The organism is Rhodovibrio sodomensis (assembly GCF_016583645.1).
Lineage (GTDB): Bacteria > Pseudomonadota > Alphaproteobacteria > Kiloniellales > Rhodovibrionaceae > Rhodovibrio > Rhodovibrio sodomensis.
Genome location: NZ_NRRL01000058.1, coordinates 1 through 18,302 on the forward strand (window position 1 = coordinate 1; position 18,302 = coordinate 18,302).

Genomic DNA, 18,302 nt, shown 5'->3' on the forward strand with positions numbered 1-18,302 from the left:
GAGCGCTCGCCGCCGCGACCGCCGTGATATAGGCCGGCGCCGCCCCCGCCCACCTGTTATCCACCCTGCCCAAAGAGATGCGATGAACCGACGAGCCCACGACCAAAGCCAAAATTAGAACTGCTGGTGAGAGTGGGTTCGACACCGCGGACGGCGATCGCATCCTCATCATGGGCGAGGATGTCGACGGCAAGACCGACGACATCCTCGATATCGTCGTCAGGCTCGATAACACGGTGTCCGAGTGCAACCGAGTTGAGGCCGGCGTCTTCGAGGCCAGGCTCCTTGGCCCGCTGACTGCTGAGGACGAGGATGACGAGGAAGAGCTTAAGAAGAACGACTCCTCCGTTATCCTCCGCTTCTCGCTCAAGGGTGGCGGCGCCGCCGGCCAGTGCCGGTTCCTCACGGGCGGCGACGCGGGCGTCGCCATCTGGAAGCGGCTGTGGGAGCGCCACGGCGACGAGAATTCAGACTGGCTGACATACAATATCTTGCAGACGCCCCATCACTGTTCGTGGCGGAGCCTCAGCTTCGACCGCTGGAGCGAGCTGGGCGAGAAGGTCAAGGTCGATCCGGACGCGCGCGAAGCGCTGTCCCAGACCCGGAAAGGCGCGGTGATCGTCGCGAGTTCCAAGCCGATCAAGAAGGATGATGACAATCCGCCGCACGAGCGCGCGAAGCGGGAATATGTCGATATCCTGGACGGCTACGACGAGCGCTTCTACTGCACGGACGAGTATTGGGACGAGGAAAGCCAGGCGCTCGAGTTCGAGGTCAAGGCCAGCGGCATCACCCGGAAAATCGCCAAGGCCGCCGCCCGCGCGGCGGCCGGTCTCGGGATTGCCGCAACGGCCGCGCAGGCCCGTCAACACGGCTGAGTGCCTGTATGTTCGGAGATGCTCTCCGCGCTCATGCAGACCGCTTTCTGGCCGTAGCAACCCGGCACCGGGAATGCCGCGGCGGCCGGATAACCGACGTGACCGACGGCCGCGCCTCGATCGAACTCGACATCAATGTCGAGATGCCCCAGCACATGAAAGCGGACGGCGCCGCCCCGAACGGCGTGCGCCGGACCGAAACCGCCACCGTCGTCCTCGGGCCGTCCTATCCCTGGTCCTCGCCCGAATTCTACCTGCGGCACGATTTTCCTCGTGATCTGCCGCATCTTCAGCCCGCCCCGCCCGATGCGCCGCCCCGCCCCTGCCTCATCGATGGCAATCAGCGCGATTATTTTATCCAATTCGGCCTCGTGGAAGCCGGTGTCTTCCATCTCGTGCACCAACTCGTCCTCTGGCTTCAGCGCGCCGCCGAGGGCACGTTGATCGACCGGGAGCAGGGATGGGAGCCGGCCCTGCGCCGCGACCTTTCGCACCTCTTGGTCATCGACGCCGAAGCGTGCCGCGCCATGGTGGACCGCCAGGGCGGCCATCGCGTCCTGAAGGCCCGCTTTTACCGGTCCGGCCCTGATGATGCCCGCCTTTCGAGCGGGGCAGCCGCTCTCCTTCAGGTCGGCACCGATATCGTCCCGCTCAAACGCGGCGACAAGGACCTGCTTACCTCGCGGCGCGAGGAGGACGGCGCCCTCGGCAGCACCGTCTGTTGCGTTATCTGGCCCGACAAGCTACCCAGCGGCGCACCGTTCGTCTGCGAGCGCTACATGCCTGAAACCGTCACCACGCTCGGCGCTCTGCGCCAGCGGGCGGACGAGCTGGGGTGCGGGCGTGCCCTCGATGCATTCCTGGGCAGCCTTGAGCGGTGCTACGATGGCTATGTGCTCAGCCCGCCCGTGCCGATCGCAATTGTCCTGTGTGCACGGCGCCCCTTCCACATGATCGACTCGCCCTCCGACATTGAGCTTCTGCCCTACATCGTCGAATTACGCGCCGGCCCCGAGCGCGCCTCATTATTTGCTGCCGGCGACGACGAGCCGGTCGCCCCTGCCATGCAGCTTGATATAGCCAGTCCGGCGCTACTCCACCGGGTTTCCGGTGCGCCCGGAACCGGCCCCGTCGCCATGGTCGGCTGCGGCAGCGTCGGCTCCAAGATGGCAATGCATCTGGCGCGCTCCGGGGTTCATATCCCTGTCGTCAGCGACAGCGATATCCTGCTGCCCCACAACATGGCCCGCCACGCGCTCGCGCGGCCCGCGCTCTCCCTTTCCAAGTCCGCGGAGTTGGCCCGCGAGCTTGCCCACCTTGGTCAGTCCCCCCAGGTCCACGACAACGATCTCGTTGCGGACCTCACGACGAGGGAAGGCCGCCGCGCCGTCCTGCCCAAGGACGCCGCGTTCGCCGTCAATACGACAGCCTCGGTTGGCGTGCGCGAGGCTTTATCCAGTCTCCCGCCAAAGGACGTCAAGCCCCGGCTGGCCGAGGCCGCGTTGTTCGGCCGCGGCCACGGCGCGTTCCTTTTTGTCGAGGGCGCTGCGCACAACCCCACTCTGTGCGACCTGGTTGCGGAGCTGTACGCAACCGCCGGGTCCGATCGCCTGCGCCGCCTGCTGTTCGACCGCGCCCACGGGCTCACCGAAATCCAGATCGGCCAGGGCTGCGGCTCACTCACGATGCCGATGACCGACATGCGTCTGTCGGCGATGACCGCCGGCCTGACCGAGGCTTTGCTCGACGAGATGCAACGTGAGCAGGGCGATGGCCGGATCATCGTGGGTGCAACCGCCGAACACGCCCCCGACACCAGTTGGTCCCGGCAGACCGCCCGGCCGTTTGAAGTCATTCCGATCGAGGCGGTCGAGGGCTGGACGCTGCGCATTTCCCAGCGCGTACTGGACCAGATTCGTGCGGAAATGGGACGTTGTCCGGAAGTCGAGACCGGCGGCGTCATGATCGGCACGTGCAGCGCGCGCCTCAAGGCTATCACGGTCGTTGACCTGCTTCCCGCGCCGCCCGACAGCATCCGGTCCGCGGGCCGCTTCACGCTGGGCACGAGCGGGCTCAAGAAAGCGATTAAAGCCCGTCACCGCACCAGCGGCGGCACGCTCTTCGATGTTGGCACATGGCATTCTCATCTTGCGGATCAGGGGCCTTCGCCGCTTGATCGCCAGACTGCGCGGGAACTCGCCGCCGAACGCCCGCCGCCCTCAGTCCTCCTCATCGCGACACCGGGGCGGCTGTACGCCTTGATGCACACGTCGGCGGTGCCATGAGCGGACAGACCTCACTGAAAGCGCAAAACGCCTGGCTTATCCGGGCGGTTCTTGCAATCCATGCGGTCATATTTGCATGCGTGGCGTTCGAGCCTGTTGCGCTGACGCAGCTTGCCGGACCTAACGCGCTTGAGAAGGTCAAAGCTGCGCTTGCGCCCGGCTCGCTTTCGCTCGCCATTATTGTGCTTGCTAAGCTCATTCTGTTGGGACTCGTTCCTGCCCAATTGCGCGACCGGCTCATCCACTGGCGCTGGCGGCATCCGCTGCCCGGATCGCGCGCTTTTTCAAGGTTCGGGCCATCCGACCCGCGAGCCGATATGGCCCGACTCGAAACAGCTTACGGGCCGTTGCCAACCGATCCTGGCGAACAGAGCCGACTCTTTTACAAGATTTATAGCGCCTACAGCGACAGAGTTGGCGTGCTAGACGCACACGGATCATATCTCGCCGCGCGCGACATCGGCATCATCAACCTTATATTGTTTATTCTACTCCCTGGATTCGCTTGGTGGGCGACGGCCGATGTGTACCGAGCGGCAATGTACGCTTGCGCGCTGTTCTCTGCCTATGTGCTGACGGCGGCTGCCGCCCAGGTCTACGGGGTGCGGCTTGTCGAAAACGTTTTGGCCGCCGCATCCGCCGATCACGACTAAGCGATTCTGAGCCGCGCGGTAACGGTACACCGTCAGTCGGTGATCAACTGGCGAACTTGGACCATATTCGCCCATTACGCCGCTGCTTGGAATAGTCCCTGCTGACATCGACGGTTGCGCGCCCCCGCAACCACCGATGCCAGCACCCGCCCATCCCCCGATGCGGCGGGTGCTTTGCGTGGCGAGGCGCCGCCGCGCGACGGCTCTATGCCGGCCGGCACGGCGTCGGAGAGCCGGACCCGCGCGCCGCCGGCGCGCGGGCGTGGCAGGGGAATCGGGTGAACGGTTATGCGGTGACGAGGCTGGCCAGGAAGTCGTCGTCCCAAGCGGCACATTTGCGTCGAAGCCTAATAGATTTCTTACCGGGAGCGTTCCGGAAAAGGTTGTGAGCGATGTGCTTGGTTGTCAGGAAGTTGGCCGGCGCGTGTTTGGTTCGGATGCGGCAGTCGTCGTCGCGGAAGACCATATCCATCACCCAGTGAAGGCTATTCTCGACGCTCCAGTGGCCCCGGACGATCCGTGCCATCTCGTCGGCGGGCAGGTTCAACGAGGTGATGTAGAAGCGCGTCTCGGTTTCCGTTCCTGTCGGGCCTTCACGCACGCTCTCGACGATCGCCACGGCGGTAAGCCCGGGCCAGCGGTGCCGGTCACGCAGCCACTGAAGATCGTGCAAGACCGTGGTCTTGCGTCGATCGATGCGGCCGTGATCGCCATCGGTCTCGACGTGTTGGGTAGCGGTGACGTGAGCGAACCCGTTGGCCATCTGCTCGGCGGCGAAGGTTTCGACGTCTGTGCGGAGGGTGCCCTGGTTGCCCTTGAGCGCGAGGACGTAATCCGCGTTCTTGGCCACGATCGTCGCGGCGATGTTTTTCTGGCACCCCATGGCGTCGATGGTCACGATCGCCCCCTCGAGGGCCATCATCTCCAAGAGCTTGGGGATCGCCACGATCTCGTTGGACTTGTCCGCGAGGTTCATCTGGCCCAGGACCACCCGCTGTCGCGCGGCAAACGCCGAGACCGTGTGCAGGGGCTGGGTTTCGCCTTTCTTGCGATGGGAGCGGCGCGAGGTCTTGCCGTCGATCGCGATCGCCTCGGCCGGCGCACCGCTGAGCGCGGTCACCCAGGCGATGAAGGCCTTTTGGAACTGCTCCGGGTCGAGAACGGCGAAGATATCGCCTAATTGATCGTGCGACGGGGTCCCGTTCTCGAACGGTCGAAACCGGCGCAGCAGGGCCAGCTTCCGCTCCCCGAAGTTGGCGATGTCGACGAAGCCGTCGGCACCAGCCAGCACCGCAAGCAGGGTCAACAGAAGAACTTCGTCCAACGGATAGGCCACCTTCCCGGCCTGGCGCGGATCCGTCACATCCGCAAAATGATCAAGAAAAACAACCGCCTCGCCCAGAGCACCCGCTCGATCCATCGTTCGCCTCCATTAACCGAATCGGAGGCCTTCCATCGATTCGAACTTCTGCCTGTTTGTCACCCCCTTTTTCACCCGAATGCCCTGGCGGGCGTGGTGGACCGCGTCGCCCGGGCGGGGTAGGCTGTATGGCATGGCAAACGATTTTTTCGACAAGGTGTACCGCACGACCGAGCCGGACGCGGTCGAGACGCTGTACGACGATTGGGCGGGCAGCTACGACGCCGATGTCACCGGCAACGGTTACAAGACGCCGGGCCGGGTCGCGGCGGCGTTGGCCGCGCAGCTGCCCGAGCGCGGCACGCCGATCCTGGACTTCGCCTGCGGGACCGGGCTTTCCGGCGCCGCGCTGGCGGCCCAAGGATTCGCGGTGATCGACGGCTGCGACCTGTCGGCGCCGATGCTGGAGACCGCCCGGGCGCGCGGCATCTACCGCCATCTGGTCAAGCTCGCGCCCGACGAGGCGCCGGCGGCCGCGCCCGGCGACTACGGCGCGATCGCGGCGGTCGGCGCGCTGTCGCCCGGCGCGGCGCCGGCGCATTATCTGGATATCCTGCTCGACCGGCTCGTGCCGGGCGGGCTGCTGGCGCTGTCCTACAACGATCATACGCTGGCCGATCCGGCCTACACCGACCGGCTTGCGCGGGCGCTCGAGACCGGCACGGTCGTCGAACGCGTCCGCGAACACGGCGACCATCTGGTCGAGCTCGGCGCGACGTCGACCGTCTACATCCTGGAAAAACAGGCCGGCTGAACCGCCCTGTCGGGTCGCCCCCGTCGTGTCCCTGAGGGCCTGCCCGAGACCAGCCGTGCCCGCCGGACGGCCCTGGGCCCGCGTTGGGCCGGACCTGCCCCGAAAAAGGCCCCACGCGACGGCTACGTCGCGTGGGGCCCAATCTCGTTGCGGCTTGGCGGCGCGGACCCGATGACGGCCGAAGCGCCCGCATCCGAGATCCGGCCTCGGCCGCGCGGGCCCGGTGACGCCGGACGGCGGTGTCGCCGTCCGGCGTCTTCCCCGCTTGGTTACGCGCCGGTTACGCGGCGACGTCGAACCGGTCGGCGTCCATCACCTTGGTCCAGGCCGCCACGAAGTCGCGGACGAACTTGCCGGCGTTGTCGTCCTGGGCATAGACCTCGGAATAGGCGCGCAGGATCGAGTTCGATCCGAACACCAGGTCCGCCCGGGTCGCGGTCCACTTGGTCTGGCCGCCGGCGCGCTCACAGATCTCGTAGAGGCCGTCGCCCATCGGACGCCACTCGTAGTCCATGTCCGTCAGGGTGACGAAGAAGTCGGTTGTCAGCGCCCCGACCCGGTCGGTGAAGACACCGTGCGCGGTGCCGCCGTGGTTGGTTCCCATGGCGCGCATGCCGCCGACCAGGACCGTCATCTCCGGGGCGGTCAGGCCCATCAGCTGGGTGCGGTCCAGCATCATCTCCTCGGGCGAGACCACGTAGTCTTTCTTCAGCCAGTTGCGGTAGCCGTCCGCCAGCGGCTCCAGCGGGGCGAACGAATCCGCGTCGGTCATCGCGTCGCTGGCGTCGCCGCGGCCGGGGGTGAACGGCACGGTGATGTCGAACCCGGCGGCCTTGGCGGCCTGTTCGATGCCGACGTTGCCCGCCAGCACGATCACATCGGCGACCGAGGCACCGCTCTCCGCCGCGATCGGCTCGAGCACGCCCAGCACCTTCGCCAGACGCTCGGGTTCGTTGCCCTCCCAGTCCTTCTGCGGGGCCAGGCGGATGCGCGCGCCGTTGGCGCCGCCGCGCATGTCGGAGCCGCGGAAGGTCCGCGCGCTGTCCCAGGCGGTCGCGACCATGTCCTGGAGCGACAGGCCGGACTTGGCGATCTTCGACTTGACGCCGCCGATGTCGTAGTTGGTCGGCCCGGCGGGAACCGGGTCCTGCCAGATCAGGTCCTCGTCGGGCACCTCGGGACCGATGTAGCGCGCCTTCGGGCCCATGTCGCGGTGGGTCAGCTTGAACCAGGCGCGGGCGAAGGTGTCCTCGAAGTACTCGGGATCGGCCCGGAACTTCTCCATGTAGTGGCGATAGGCGGGATCCACCTTCATCGCCATGTCGGCGTCGGTCATGATCGGATTGTGCCGGACCGAGGGGTCGGTCGGGTCGACCGGCTTGTCCGCCTCGGCGATCTCGACCGGCTCCCACTGCGAGGCGCCCGCCGGGCTGGAGCGGACCTCCCACTCGTGGTCGAGCAGCATCGAGAAGTAGCCCTGGTCGAACTGCGTCGGGTTCGCCGTCCAGGCGCCCTCGATGCCGCTGGTGACCGCCTGGTTCGCCTTGCCCTGCTGGTTCGGGTTGATCCAACCCAGGCCCTGGTTCTCGACGTCCGCCGCCTCGGGCTCGCGGCCGAGCACGCTGGCGTCGCCGTTGCCGTGGCACTTACCGACGGTGTGGCCGCCGGCGGTCAGCGCCGCGGTCTCCTCGTCGTTCATCGCCATGCGGGCGAACGTCTCGCGGACCTGGTCGGCGGTGCGCTGCGGGTCCGGCTGGCCGTTGACGCCCTCCGGGTTGACGTAGATCAGACCCATCTGAACCGCGGCCAGCGGGTTCTCCATCGTCGCCGGCTGGTCGACGTTGGCGTAGCGCTCGTCGGACGGCGCGAGCCATTCCTTCTCGGCGCCCCAGTAGGTGTCCTTCTCCGGATGCCAGATGTCCTGGCGGCCGAACGAGAAGCCGAAGGTCTTCAGGCCCATCGACTCGTAGGCGACGTTGCCGGCGAGGATGAACAGGTCGGCCCAGCTCAGGCTGTTGCCGTACTTCTTCTTGATCGGCCACAGCAGCCGGCGCGCCTTGTCCAGGCTGGCGTTGTCCGGCCAGGAGTTGATCGGCGCGAAGCGCTGGTTGCCGGTGCCGCCGCCACCGCGGCCGTCGGCCAGGCGGTAGGTGCCGGCGGCGTGCCAGGCCATCCGGATCATCAGACCGCCGTAGTGGCCCCAGTCGGCCGGCCACCAGCTCTGGCTGTCGGTCATCAGGGCGTGCAGGTCCGACTTCAGCGCCGCGACGTCGAGCTTCTTGACCTCCTCGCGGTAGTTGAAGTCCGGCCCCATCGGGTCGGTCTTGCGATCGTGCTGGTGCAGGATCTCGAGGTTCAGGGCGTTCGGCCACCAAGACGTCACCGAGCTGCCGATCTCGGTGTTGCCGCCGTGCATGACCGGGCATTTGCCCCGGACCGAACTGCTGTCACCGTCCATGTAAACTCTCCTTCGGTTCGTCCGAACACCGCCGCGATCCCGCAGCCCTGGGGGCTGGCCCGGCCTGTTCGTGCTGACGACTCTGGCTTAACGTGTCCCCTCGTTGTAACTGCGGTTTGGAACAATTCCAATCTGAAAAGTTTGGCCTGCGGCACGACCACGCACGCCGGCCGGCCGCGTCCGACCCCGGCTGCCGACGCCGCCCGGGGCGGGCCCGGCGAACGGCGCCGTGCGGGCCTTGCGGCGGGGCTCGCGACCAGCGTGTTGGTGGGTTTTTCAAGTCCCGGACTATTGAAACAAACCACGAACATACGTTATGTTGTGGGTATGGACATGGTCAGTTTCATGCAGCGGTTTTCGACAGACGAAGCCTGCCGGGCGTTCCTGGAACGGGTTCGCTGGCCGAACGGTCCAGTGTGTCCGAAGTGTGTCCGAAGTGCGGGTCGGTCAGGCGTGCGTCCCGGGTCACCAGCTGGCCGGGTACCTGGGGGTGCTGCGTCGGCTCGTGTAAGGCGCAGTTCTCCGTGACCGCCGGCACGCCTCTTCATCGTACACGAGTTCCGTTGACCAAGTGGTTTCTGGCTATCTGGCTGATCTCGACGTCGTCCAAGGGCGTGTCCGGCATGAAGCTGGCGGAGTGGCTTGATGTCGACTACCGGACGGCTTGGTACATGGGCCACCGTATCCGCCGACTGCTGTCCGATCCGGACTGGCGCAAGCTATCTGGCGTTGTCGAGGCCGATGAGATGTATGTCGGCGGCCGCAAGAAGCCCGAGGATGACGATCCTGGCTCCGGTTCCGGTGGTTCAAAGCGGGGGCGCGGCCACGGTCGCGCTACGGTTCTGGTCGCCGCGGAGCGCGGCGGTGACGTCCGGGTCCGGCGGATCGCGACGCATTCATCTATCGAGGTGGGCAACGCTGTGCGGGGACTGATCAATCCGTCCGCGCGTCTCATCACCGATGGACTTCCGGTGTATCGTCGCGTCGGACGCACGATGGCCGAGCACGTGACCGTCGATCACGGGCGGCGACGGTTCTCCGATGGGGCCGGCGGTCACGTGAACACGACTGAGGGCTTTATCGGTCTGTTCCGCCGGAGCGTCCAGGGCACCTGGCACTGGGTGTCCGGAAAGCACCTGGATGCTTACACGACCGAATGCACATGGCGTCACAATCGCCGTAACGTCTCCGCAGCTACGAAGTTCATCCAGGCGCTTGGCGGCCTGGACGTCGGGCCGCTGGGCTATCGGGAACTTGTGGCATGCGGCTGAGCGAGGCGAGCGGGGCCTGGCGCCGGCGCGATCTGGAGATCATCGGAGAATTCCCGGCACTGCCAGCGTCCCCGGAGAAGCCTACGGTCGTCCGACAAGCGGCGGTCTTCCGTATCTACCCGAACCAGGCCCAGGAGCAGGCGTTCCGGCAGTGGGCCGGCGCGGGCCGGTGGTTCTGGAACAAGTGCGTGGAGATCAACCAGCAGCTCTACGCCCACGAGGGTCGCTTCGCCTTTCACGGCGAACTGTCGGCCCTGTTGCCGGAGATGAAGGCGGCGGATGGATGGAACTGGCTCAAGGAGCCGCCGGCGATTCATCTGGTCGACGTCTCGCGGCGCTTCGACAAGGCGCTGCGGGACTTCCTGGACGATCGCCGGGCGGTGCACAACGGACGCGAAGCCGCCGCCAAGGCCAAGCACTTTCCCAAGTTCAAGTCCAAGCGCGATCGGGACGTCTCGATCTACCTGTCGGGCGACAAGTTGAAGATGATCCGTCGACAGGCCGCAGCCCCTGACAAGCCGGGCGGCTGGGTCGAACTGCCGGGCATGGACGAGACGCAGGTTTGGACGCGCGTAAAGCGGAACGGCCGGATCGAGGAGAAGCGGGTCAAGCTGCGCCGGGCGATCCGCGCGCGCGGCGGCCGATGGCCGGAAGGCGATATCCGCTCGGCGACGATCAAGCGCGAGGGCGGCGCGTGGTTCCTGTCCGTCCAGTTCGATGGCCCACCGTCGAAGAAGGTCGAACGACCATCCCCGCCTGCGCCGGCGAACAAGCCCGTGCATCCCGATCCGACGGCGGACAACGGCCCGGCGGTCGATCCGGACGCCGGGCCGGAAACCGCGGCCGTCGGCTACGACGCCGGCCTGAAGGATCTACTTATCGGTTCCGATGGCAGCCGTACGCCCGTCGGCTGGAACCTCCGAAAGGCGGAGAAGAAGCTGAAGCGCGAGCAGCGGGCCGCGTCCCGGCGGACGCAGCGCCGCTTGGAGATGGAGAAACGACAGGGGCGCAAGCTCCCGAAGTCGTCGGGCGAGCGCAAGGCGCACGCCCGCGTGGCCGCGACGCACCGTCAGGTCCGGCGTCGGCGGTCCGATCTGCTGCACCAGACGAGCCACCGTGCGACAGCCAAGACGGGGATCGTCTGTGTGGAGGACCTGAACGTCGCGGGCATGGCCCGGAACAGGCATCTCGCCAAGTCCGTCGCCGACGCCGGCCTGGGCGAACTGCAGCGCCAGCTCGACTACAAGAGCCGCTGGCGCGGGCGTCATTTCGTCAAGCTCGACCGGTTCGACGCCAGCACGCAGACCTGCTCGGCGTGCGGCCACCGGCTCGAAGGCGAGGTGAAGCTGAGCCTGTCCGAGCGTCGTTGGACGTGTCCGTCCTGCGGCGAGCGCCATGACCGCGACGCGAACGCCAGCCTCAACGTCCTGCGTTGGGGGCTGCAGAAGTTGATACGGCGAGGCACGCCGGAATTGACGCCCGGGGAGAGCCGAGCCCTGGCCGGAGACCCGAACCCGAGCGGCAAACGCCGCAAGGGTAAGGGGCTCCGACGAAACTCCGCTCGTGGAGCCGGGAATGTTGAGCCCTCACAAGATCTTGCATCTCGTGAGTGAGTTCAATAATGCCGTTTCAAGTCCGTCTGGGCCGCCGCCGCCACCGCTTTGGGGCAGGACGGTCAGGGATTGGGCGCCGTTTCGCCGGCCGCGGCCGTCCGCGCAGGGCGGAGTCGCGACCGGTGCGGGGCACTGGCCGCCAGCGCCTCGCGCAGCAGCGGCAGGGTCGGCAGCGCGGACATCACCGCCAGATGGTCGCGCACCCCGCCGCGTTCCATCAGGAAACGCACCAGCCGGTCCGCGGGCACCCGGTCGAACAGCCGGGCGAGCAGCGCGGGCCCGGCATCCGGGGCGCGCAGCAGGCGGCGCAGGAACACCTGATCCAGCCAGTCGGTACCGGCCCCGCGCATCCCCCGGCCCCGCGGCCGGCCGGCCGCCGCGTCGGCCGCGAGCACCGCGACGTGGCGCTGGATCGGCAGGTAGGCGTAGCCGGTCGCCCCGCGCGGCGCGCCGGCGCGCGTGCCGATCGCGATCGTGCCGCCCGCGCGCGCGGGCGTGCGCCCCAGGCCGGGGACCATCGGGATCGCGCCGCGCTCGGTGCCCAGAACCTCGGTCACCTGGGTGTCCGCCGCCCGGCAGCGCGCGGCCAGCCCCTCGGCCAGCAGCCGGTCCAGTACCTCGGCCCCGACCGGCTGGCCGGCGAATACGGTCGCCTCCACCAGCGCTTCGCACGGACCGCTCGGCAGGACGTAGAGAAAGGCGATGCCGTGGCGCTGGCTCACGCGGAAGTCCATCAGGTCGGCCACGCCCGGCTCGAACGCGGGCCGGCCGGTGCGGACCCGCCGGCCGACGAACTGCTGCAGCAGCCGCGGACCCCGGCCGTGCCCCGAGGCGATCTGCGTCGCTTCCGGCGGCCGGCCGTCGTAGATCACCCCGGCGTGCAGGCGCTCGCCGGTGTCCAACGCGACCTGCGCGCCCGCCACCCCGGTGACGCGCACGCCCATCCGCCGGACCACGTTGCCCGCCCGGTCGAGGCGCGCCAGCGCGTCGCGGTAGACCGCCGCCGCCGGCAGCCGGACGTAGGGCACCGAGCCGCGTCGGATGTGCGCGGCCGCCGGCGTGCGGACCCGCCAGGCGGGCCAGCGCTCCGCCACCAGGTGGGCGAACGGGTGCGGCTCGGTCTCCCAGAAGCCCCAGGTGCGGTCGTCGCCGTAGCCGGTGCGCGGCTCCAGCAGAGTGATCGGCGCGCGCACGCCCGCCTCGACCAGCCGCACCGCCAGGCTCAGGCCGGCGAGGCCGGCGCCCAGGATGGCGATCCCGTCGCCGGGGCTGCCGGACGGCCGCCCCGCCGGATCCGCGGACCGTCGGGCCAGGGACGGTGCGGCGGGCATGCCCGGCATCACGCGATCTGGCCGGCCTGCCACTGCCGCGCGGACATCCGCTTGGCGGCGGCGACCGCGACCATGCCGAAGCCGACCTTGTTGATCACGTCGGCGACGCAGTAGATCAGTTCGCGCGCGACCAGCAGGCTGTCCGACAGGTCCAGGGCGGCCACGATGTAGCCCAGCGGATAGACCAGCCAGCCGATCACGATGAAGCTGCGCAGCAGCCCCAGTGCCTGCACCAGCCCGTCGTCGGCGCCGGCGCTCGCCCGGCCGATCCCGGCGAACAGCTCGTAGAGGATGTAGAACCACAGCACCATCGAGCCGAGCAGGCACCACCAGGACAGCATGGTGCCGCCGCCGCTGGCGTTGATCGACACCTCGCCGACGTAGCCGATCGCGATCATGCCGATGTCGGCCGCCATCAGGCGCGCCATCAGTCCGGTGTCGAACCGCTTGCCGCCCAGCAGCACCGGCAGCATCGCCAGCAGCAAAGGCGTGGTGATCAGCCAGTCGACGTAGCGGAAGTCGGTCGGGAAGCTGGCCAGGTCGCTCGCCATGCCGGTCATGCCGACCATGTCCTTCATGGCGTAGTAGTTGATCGCGGCGACGAACGAGACCATCGCCGCCAGGCTGGCGACCGGGCTGTAGTCCGGGGTCAGGTTGGCGCGTTCCATCAGGAAATAGAGCGTGCCCGCCGCCATCGCGGCGAACGACGCGGCGAAGCTGTACTGCGTGGCGAGCACCAGCAGGCTGCCGTCGGTCATGAAAAACGTCCTTTGACTTCGAAAGGTGTGTCTGGGGGGCGCGGCGGGGTCAGGCCGCGTCCGCGTTCGTGGGGTCGTCGGCGATCCGGTCGGTCAGCGCGCCCACCTGGGTGCGCACGACTTCCGCGATCTCGCGCCGGACGTCGTCGATCAGGCTGGCCCCGCGGCCGGCGGCGGCGTCGACCTCCTCGGCGAACGCGGTGACCTGCTCGGCCGATTGCGTGACCGGGGCGAATTCCCGCGACAGCTGGCCGACCTCCTCGGCCGCCGTGCCGGCGCGCGCCTGGATCGCCTCGGCGCCGGCGGTCTGGGATTCGACCGCGCCGCGCACCTTGTCGGAGGCCTGGGTGACCGTGCCGACCGTCTCCAGCAGCTCGTGGATCGCCTGCGCGACCTCGCGGACCGAGCCCTGGATGACGTCGACCTGCTGGGTGATGTCGGTGGTCGCGGACGCGGTCTGACCGGCCAGGTTCTTGACCTCGCCGGCGACCACGGAGAAGCCCTTGCCGGCCTCGCCGGCGCGCGCCGCCTCGATGGTGGCGTTGAGCGCCAGCATGTTGGTCTGCTCGGCGATGTCGTGGATCAGCTGCACCACGCGGGTGATCTCGTCGGTGCAGCTGGACAGGTTCCGCACCTTCTCGCTGATCCGCGCACCGCTCTCCGCGGCCGTTTCGGTGGCCTGGATCGCGCCTTTGACCTCGCCGACCAGCTCCTGGTTGGCCTCGCCGAACGCGCCGATGCTCTCGACCACTTCGCCGCTGCGCGCCTGCGCCTCGGTGGCCCGGCCCTGCACCGTCTCGACCGCGCCGCTCAGGTGCTGGCCGATCGCGAGCATGGTCTCAGACATCTGTCCGAACTCGCCGCGCACGTCGTCCATCCGCCGGTCTGCGTCGGTCGCCACGCGGTCGACCTCGCCGGACAGCCGTTCCAGCAGCTGGCGCAGTTCGCGATCGCGCTCGGCCTGGGCGCGCTTTTCCTCCGCCTGCAGGCGCGCGACCTCGCGGGCGTTGTCGCGGAACACCTCGAGCGCGCGGCCCATCCGGGCCAGTTCGTCGACCCGGCTCTCCGGCAGCTCGACGCCATGGTCGCCGTCGGCCAGCCGGACGGTGGCGCCGGACAGCTGCGCCAGCGGGCGGGCGAGCCCGCGCCCGATCCAGGTCGCGAAGCCGAGGCCGAGGACGACGCACACGCCGGCGAACGCCAGCACCTGCGTCTTCGCGCCGGCAAGCTCGCGCGCAATCGCGGTGGCGGCGTCGCGCGTCGCCGCGCCGTCGGCGTTCGCGGCCAGCGCATCGAGCGAGGCCTGCGCGCCGGCGAACCCGGCGTTGGCGGCGACGGTCGCGAACACCGCCAGCAGGATCACGCAGGTGAACGCGGTATAGACCCGCGGCAGCACGCCGACGCCGGACGCGCCGTCGTCGCCCGCGGCCGCCAGCGGATCCTTCGGCGGCTGCGGTGCCGCCGGCGCCGCCGCGCCGGTCTCGGCATCGGTTTGCGTCGGCAGCGGCGGCGGACCGTGGAAGGCGGCCGGGTAGCCTTTGCGGGCGGCGAGCGACAGCGACATGACAATTTCCCAGTACGAATGACTGGGCGATTTCGCCTTAAATGCTTTAAGAAAACGTTATGCCGCTCTTAACGGGGTAGTTAATCGAACATGCAACTGCTGGGCCCGACTAAACAGCGGCCCGGGGCCGCCCAATTGAATAAGCATAGGTTATGACCTCGGGCACCACGCCGCGTATTGATGGCCGCCCATCGGCCTGTCGTCCGGCGTTTTGCTCTTCTTGCGCGCCGACGCGCGGGCAAGATTACGCCAACAATTAATTCAACCGTCCTTTATCCCGCCGTGGCCGGCGAGACCCTTATCGACGGGCCACCATGCGCGCGCTCCCGCGCGCGTCCCGGCGCATGGCAGCCCGGTTGCGGCTGGCGGTTTTTCGGACCACCTTGCCGCCCGGGCCAGGGATCGACCCCGGGCCGGCCCCGTCAGGCAGGGAGGCGGCAAGGTGACTGAGGCGTCCGACGGATCGGCCGTGCCGTACGATGTCGCCGTGATCGGCGGCGGGCCCGGCGGTGCCACGGTGGCGACGCTGCTGGCGCGGCGTGGGCGGTCCGTCGTGCTGTACGAAAAAGCGCAGCATCCCCGCTTCCACGTCGGCGAATCGCTGCTGCCCAAGACGGTCCCGCTGCTGGAGGCGTTGGGCGTGCACGACCAGGTGCGCGCCATCGGCACGTTTAAGCCGGGGGCGGAGTTCGTGTGCCCCGGTCATGACCGGCGGCAGGTGTTCCGGTTCGACGACGCGCTGGATCCCAGCCCCGGCCACGCCTACCAGGTGGAGCGGGCGTCGTTCGACGCGCTGCTGCTCGACAACGCCGCCGCCAACGGGGTCGAGGTGCGCCAGCAGACCGAGGTCGTCGGCGCGACGCCGGCGCTCGGCGACGGCACGGTCACGGTCGACGACGGTTCGGGCCGGCGGCACGAACGCGCGCGCTTCGTGATCGACGCCTCCGGGCGCGACGGCGTGCTGGCGCGCCGGCTCGCCAACCGTCGCCCGGACCGCACGCACAACACCGCCGCGATCTTCGCCCACCTGCGCGGGGTGCCGCAGGACCGCTGGGCGCTGGAGGGCGACATCGCGGTCTGCTGGTTCGACCGCGGCTGGATCTGGATGGTCCCGCTGCCCGACGGCCGCGTGTCGGTCGGCGCGGTCTGCGGCCCGGATCACTTCAAGCGCCGGACCGGCAGCCTGGAGGCGTTCTATACCCAGACCCTCGAGCGCAGCCCCGAGGTCTGGGACATGGTCCGTAACGCCGAGCGCGTGACCCCGGTGCGCGGGGCGGGCAGCTACAGCTACCGCGCCGACCGGATGTACGGCGACGGCTATCTGCTGCTGGGCGACAGCTATTGCTTCGTCGATCCCGTGTTCTCCAGCGGGGTGCACCTGGCGATGACCGGGGCCGGGACCGCGGCGCCGGCGATCGACGGCCTGCTGGACCGGCCGGCGCGGGCCGAGCGGCTGCTGCGGCGGCACCGGAAGGGGGTCGAGGGCGACCTGAAGCGGATCTCCTGGTTCATCCGGCGGTTCAACACGCCGGCGCTGCAGCGCATGTTCATGCGGCCGCAGAACGTGCTGGGCGTGCGCCGCGCCGTGCTGTCGGTGTTGGCGGGCGACACCCGGCACGGCCTGGGCCTGGACCTGCGGCTGGCCGCCTTCCGGCTGTTCTACCGGCTGGAGCAGCGGCGCGACGGCCGGCAGCCGCCAGCCCACGTGCAGCAGCCGGAGCCCGCGGAATGACCCCGCGCGACGTGGGGGCCGGCGGCTGCGTGGAGTCCCGATCCGCGGCGCGGGACGTGGCCCGCACCGCCCCGGCCGCGGAGCCGGGAGCGCTGGAACGCGACCCGCCGGCGCTCGGCCGCTGTGCCGCGCTGATCCCGGCGTACAACGAGGCGGAGACGGTCGGCGACCTGATCCGGCGGGTGCGCGCCCAGTTGCCCGACGTGATCGTGGTCGACGACGGCTCCACCGACGCCACCGCGGCGCAGGCCCGGCGGCTCGATGTCCGGCTGGTCCGCCATGCGGTGAACGCCGGCAAGGGGACCAGCCTGATCGACGGCCTGCGCGCCGCCCGGGAAGCCGGCTTCGACGCCGCCGTGACGCTGGACGCCGACGGCCAGCACCGGGCGCGCGACATCCCGCGGCTGCTGCGCGTCGCCGGGGCGGATACGCTGGTGCTGGGCAGCCGGGTGCACGACACCGCGCAGATGCCCTGGGCCCGGCGGATCGCCAACCGGATCGCCGGCTTCTTCATCTCCTGGGCGGCCGGGCAGCGGATCGGCGACACGCAATGCGGCCTGCGCGTCTATCCGACCGGCCTCGTGGATACGCTGGGACTGCAGGGCCGCCGCCACGGCTTCGTGTTCGAGAGCGAGGTCGTGATCGAGGCCGCCCGGCAGGGCTGGCGGATCGTCGAGGTCGCGGTGCCGGCGGTCTATCCGAAGCGCGCGCCGCGGCACAGTTACTACCGGCCGATGGTCGACACGGCCGCGATCACCGCGATGGTGGCGCGCAAGCTGCTCGCCCGGGGGCTGGACCCCGCCGCCCTGGTGCGCGTGTTGCGCACCGACCGGCGGCGTGTGACCGTGCGCGCGAACCGCCGGCCCTGACTTCCGGCGGCCTTGCCTTGGGCGAACGCGAAGCCTTGGCCAAACACGAAGCCTGGGGCAAACGCGAACCATCGGGGGACATCGTTATGACGGGCACATTGTCTGCCGGCCACGCCGGCATCGATCCGCGCGGCTGGGCGCTGCGCATCGCGGCCGCGCTGCTGCTGGTCGCAGCACTCGCCGGCTGCCGGACGTCGGACATCTACAACGTCCAGCAAGTCAGCCTGGCGACGCCACCGGCCGCCGAGATGACGCAGATCGAAAACGCCATCGAGCGCGCCGGCGCCGGGCTGGGCTGGGAGATCAAGCGCGCCGACCCAGACGAGCCCGGCCACCTGATCGGCCGCCTGCCGATCCGAAGCCACGTCGCGGTGGTCGACATCAAGCACGACACTGAGACCTTCTCGATCACCTACAAGGACAGCACGAACCTCGAGTACGACGCCGAGGCGGGGAAGATCCACAGCAACTACAACGGCTGGATCCAGAACCTCCGCTCGGCGATCCTGCGCGAGACCTCCAACATCGAGGCCAGCGCCGGCACCAGTACGTAACGGCGCGCTAGAGCAAGATGCTGAAAGGTGAAGTCACCTTTCAGCTGAATCTTGCTCTCTCTTCAAGCAGTTAGAGCAAAATCAGTGAAGGTCGAGTCGGCCTTTATCTTGCTCTAGGCCGGGATCGATGCCCGGCGCCCGACTCACTCTCCGCTTCCACGG

At 68.8% G+C, this 18,302-nt stretch carries 15 protein-coding genes; 10 read left to right on the forward strand and 5 right to left on the reverse strand.

All coding sequences use genetic code 11. The features are described 5' to 3' along the window. Positions 1–113: 113 nt before the first annotated feature. The 3 genes from mblB (at position 114) to CKO28_RS17175 (ending at position 3,816) form a co-directional block, all read left to right on the forward strand. Positions 114–878 carry an anti-phage 6A-MBL system MBL-fold protein gene (mblB, locus tag CKO28_RS17165; RefSeq protein WP_496196155.1) on the forward strand — a complete coding sequence of 255 codons (765 nt, stop codon included), beginning with the start codon at positions 114–116 and terminating at the stop codon, positions 876–878. A 98-nt stretch (positions 879–976) separates the two neighbouring features. Then, positions 977–3,163, forward strand: a complete 2,187-nt coding sequence (gene cap2-3, locus CKO28_RS17170; protein WP_338050163.1) for an anti-phage 6A-MBL system cap2_3 protein — start codon at positions 977–979, stop codon at positions 3,161–3,163. After that, positions 3,160–3,816 (forward strand): hypothetical protein, encoded by a 657-nt coding sequence (locus tag CKO28_RS17175; protein WP_200342039.1) that lies wholly within the window; start codon positions 3,160–3,162, stop codon positions 3,814–3,816. Before cap2-3 ends, CKO28_RS17175 begins: the two co-directional genes overlap by 4 nt. Positions 3,817–4,102: 286 nt before the next feature. On the opposite strand, the gene CKO28_RS17180 is transcribed toward CKO28_RS17175, so the two are convergent. Next, on the reverse strand, positions 4,103–5,236 hold the full coding sequence (locus CKO28_RS17180) for an ISAs1 family transposase (RefSeq protein ID WP_242480623.1): 1,134 nt from the start codon (positions 5,234–5,236) through the stop codon (positions 4,103–4,105). Positions 5,237–5,369: 133 nt separating this feature from the next. Between CKO28_RS17180 and CKO28_RS17185 the strand changes: the two genes are divergently transcribed. Then, positions 5,370–5,990, forward strand: a complete 621-nt coding sequence (locus tag CKO28_RS17185) for a class I SAM-dependent DNA methyltransferase (RefSeq protein ID WP_200342040.1) — start codon at positions 5,370–5,372, stop codon at positions 5,988–5,990. A 280-nt stretch (positions 5,991–6,270) separates the two neighbouring features. Here CKO28_RS17185 and katG read toward each other — a convergent pair whose 3' ends face one another. Beyond that, the gene (katG, locus tag CKO28_RS17190; protein WP_200342041.1) at positions 6,271–8,448 is read right to left on the reverse strand and encodes a catalase/peroxidase HPI; all 2,178 of its coding nucleotides are present in this window, start codon (positions 8,446–8,448) and stop codon (positions 6,271–6,273) included. Between the two features lie 345 nt (positions 8,449–8,793). Between katG and CKO28_RS29360 the strand changes: the two genes are divergently transcribed. From CKO28_RS29360 to CKO28_RS17205, 3 genes are read left to right on the forward strand one after another with little or no spacing between them, the layout of a single operon-like run. After that, the gene (locus CKO28_RS29360; RefSeq protein ID WP_367575750.1) at positions 8,794–8,976 is read left to right on the forward strand and encodes a transposase; all 183 of its coding nucleotides are present in this window, start codon (positions 8,794–8,796) and stop codon (positions 8,974–8,976) included. Positions 8,977–9,011: 35 nt separating this feature from the next. Continuing rightward, on the forward strand, positions 9,012–9,719 hold the full coding sequence (locus CKO28_RS17200) for an IS1595 family transposase (protein ID WP_200342043.1): 708 nt from the start codon (positions 9,012–9,014) through the stop codon (positions 9,717–9,719). Beyond that, positions 9,710–11,332 (forward strand): RNA-guided endonuclease InsQ/TnpB family protein, encoded by a 1,623-nt coding sequence (locus tag CKO28_RS17205; RefSeq protein ID WP_200342044.1) that lies wholly within the window; start codon positions 9,710–9,712, stop codon positions 11,330–11,332. The genes CKO28_RS17200 and CKO28_RS17205 overlap by 10 nt, the downstream gene beginning before the upstream one ends. A gap of 62 nt (positions 11,333–11,394) precedes the next feature. Here the strand turns inward: CKO28_RS17205 and CKO28_RS17210 are convergent, their stop codons facing one another. From CKO28_RS17210 to CKO28_RS17220, 3 genes are read right to left on the reverse strand one after another with little or no spacing between them, the layout of a single operon-like run. Further along, positions 11,395–12,663, reverse strand: coding sequence for a lycopene cyclase family protein (locus CKO28_RS17210; RefSeq protein WP_200342045.1), 1,269 nt, complete (start codon positions 12,661–12,663; stop codon positions 11,395–11,397). An 8-nt stretch (positions 12,664–12,671) separates the two neighbouring features. Then, on the reverse strand, positions 12,672–13,421 hold the full coding sequence (locus tag CKO28_RS17215; RefSeq protein ID WP_200342046.1) for a bacteriorhodopsin: 750 nt from the start codon (positions 13,419–13,421) through the stop codon (positions 12,672–12,674). 49 nt (positions 13,422–13,470) lie between these two features. Further along, positions 13,471–14,985 carry a methyl-accepting chemotaxis protein gene (locus tag CKO28_RS17220; protein WP_200342047.1) on the reverse strand — a complete coding sequence of 505 codons (1,515 nt, stop codon included), beginning with the start codon at positions 14,983–14,985 and terminating at the stop codon, positions 13,471–13,473. A gap of 442 nt (positions 14,986–15,427) precedes the next feature. Between CKO28_RS17220 and CKO28_RS17225 the strand changes: the two genes are divergently transcribed. From CKO28_RS17225 to CKO28_RS17235, 3 genes are all read left to right on the forward strand, one after another. Beyond that, a complete protein-coding gene (locus tag CKO28_RS17225) occupies positions 15,428–16,717 on the forward strand; it encodes an FAD-dependent oxidoreductase (protein WP_200342048.1) in 1,290 nt (429 codons plus the stop codon). Next, on the forward strand, positions 16,714–17,586 hold the full coding sequence (locus tag CKO28_RS17230; protein WP_200342049.1) for a glycosyltransferase family 2 protein: 873 nt from the start codon (positions 16,714–16,716) through the stop codon (positions 17,584–17,586). The genes CKO28_RS17225 and CKO28_RS17230 overlap by 4 nt, the downstream gene beginning before the upstream one ends. Before the next feature lie 86 nt (positions 17,587–17,672). Continuing rightward, positions 17,673–18,140 carry a hypothetical protein gene (locus CKO28_RS17235; protein WP_200342050.1) on the forward strand — a complete coding sequence of 156 codons (468 nt, stop codon included), beginning with the start codon at positions 17,673–17,675 and terminating at the stop codon, positions 18,138–18,140. The last annotated feature ends 162 nt before the right edge of the window (positions 18,141–18,302 follow it).

What these genes read in the sequence shown, in the direction of transcription:
- CKO28_RS17215 (WP_200342046.1), bottom strand. Translation starts at nt 13,421, where the DNA reads ATGACCGACGGCAGCCTGCTGGTGCTCGCCACGCAGTACAGCTTCGCC.
- CKO28_RS17180 (WP_242480623.1), bottom strand. Translation starts at nt 5,236, where the DNA reads ATGGATCGAGCGGGTGCTCTGGGCGAGGCGGTTGTTTTTCTTGATCAT.
- CKO28_RS29360 (WP_367575750.1), top strand. Translation starts at nt 8,794, where the DNA reads ATGCAGCGGTTTTCGACAGACGAAGCCTGCCGGGCGTTCCTGGAACGG.
- CKO28_RS17220 (WP_200342047.1), bottom strand. Translation starts at nt 14,985, where the DNA reads ATGTCGCTGTCGCTCGCCGCCCGCAAAGGCTACCCGGCCGCCTTCCAC.
- CKO28_RS17210 (WP_200342045.1), bottom strand. Translation starts at nt 12,663, where the DNA reads ATGCCCGCCGCACCGTCCCTGGCCCGACGGTCCGCGGATCCGGCGGGG.
- CKO28_RS17230 (WP_200342049.1), top strand. Translation starts at nt 16,714, where the DNA reads ATGACCCCGCGCGACGTGGGGGCCGGCGGCTGCGTGGAGTCCCGATCC.
- CKO28_RS17175 (WP_200342039.1), top strand. Translation starts at nt 3,160, where the DNA reads ATGAGCGGACAGACCTCACTGAAAGCGCAAAACGCCTGGCTTATCCGG.
- katG (WP_200342041.1), bottom strand. Translation starts at nt 8,448, where the DNA reads ATGGACGGTGACAGCAGTTCGGTCCGGGGCAAATGCCCGGTCATGCAC.
- CKO28_RS17235 (WP_200342050.1), top strand. Translation starts at nt 17,673, where the DNA reads ATGACGGGCACATTGTCTGCCGGCCACGCCGGCATCGATCCGCGCGGC.
- CKO28_RS17205 (WP_200342044.1), top strand. Translation starts at nt 9,710, where the DNA reads ATGCGGCTGAGCGAGGCGAGCGGGGCCTGGCGCCGGCGCGATCTGGAG.
- CKO28_RS17185 (WP_200342040.1), top strand. Translation starts at nt 5,370, where the DNA reads ATGGCAAACGATTTTTTCGACAAGGTGTACCGCACGACCGAGCCGGAC.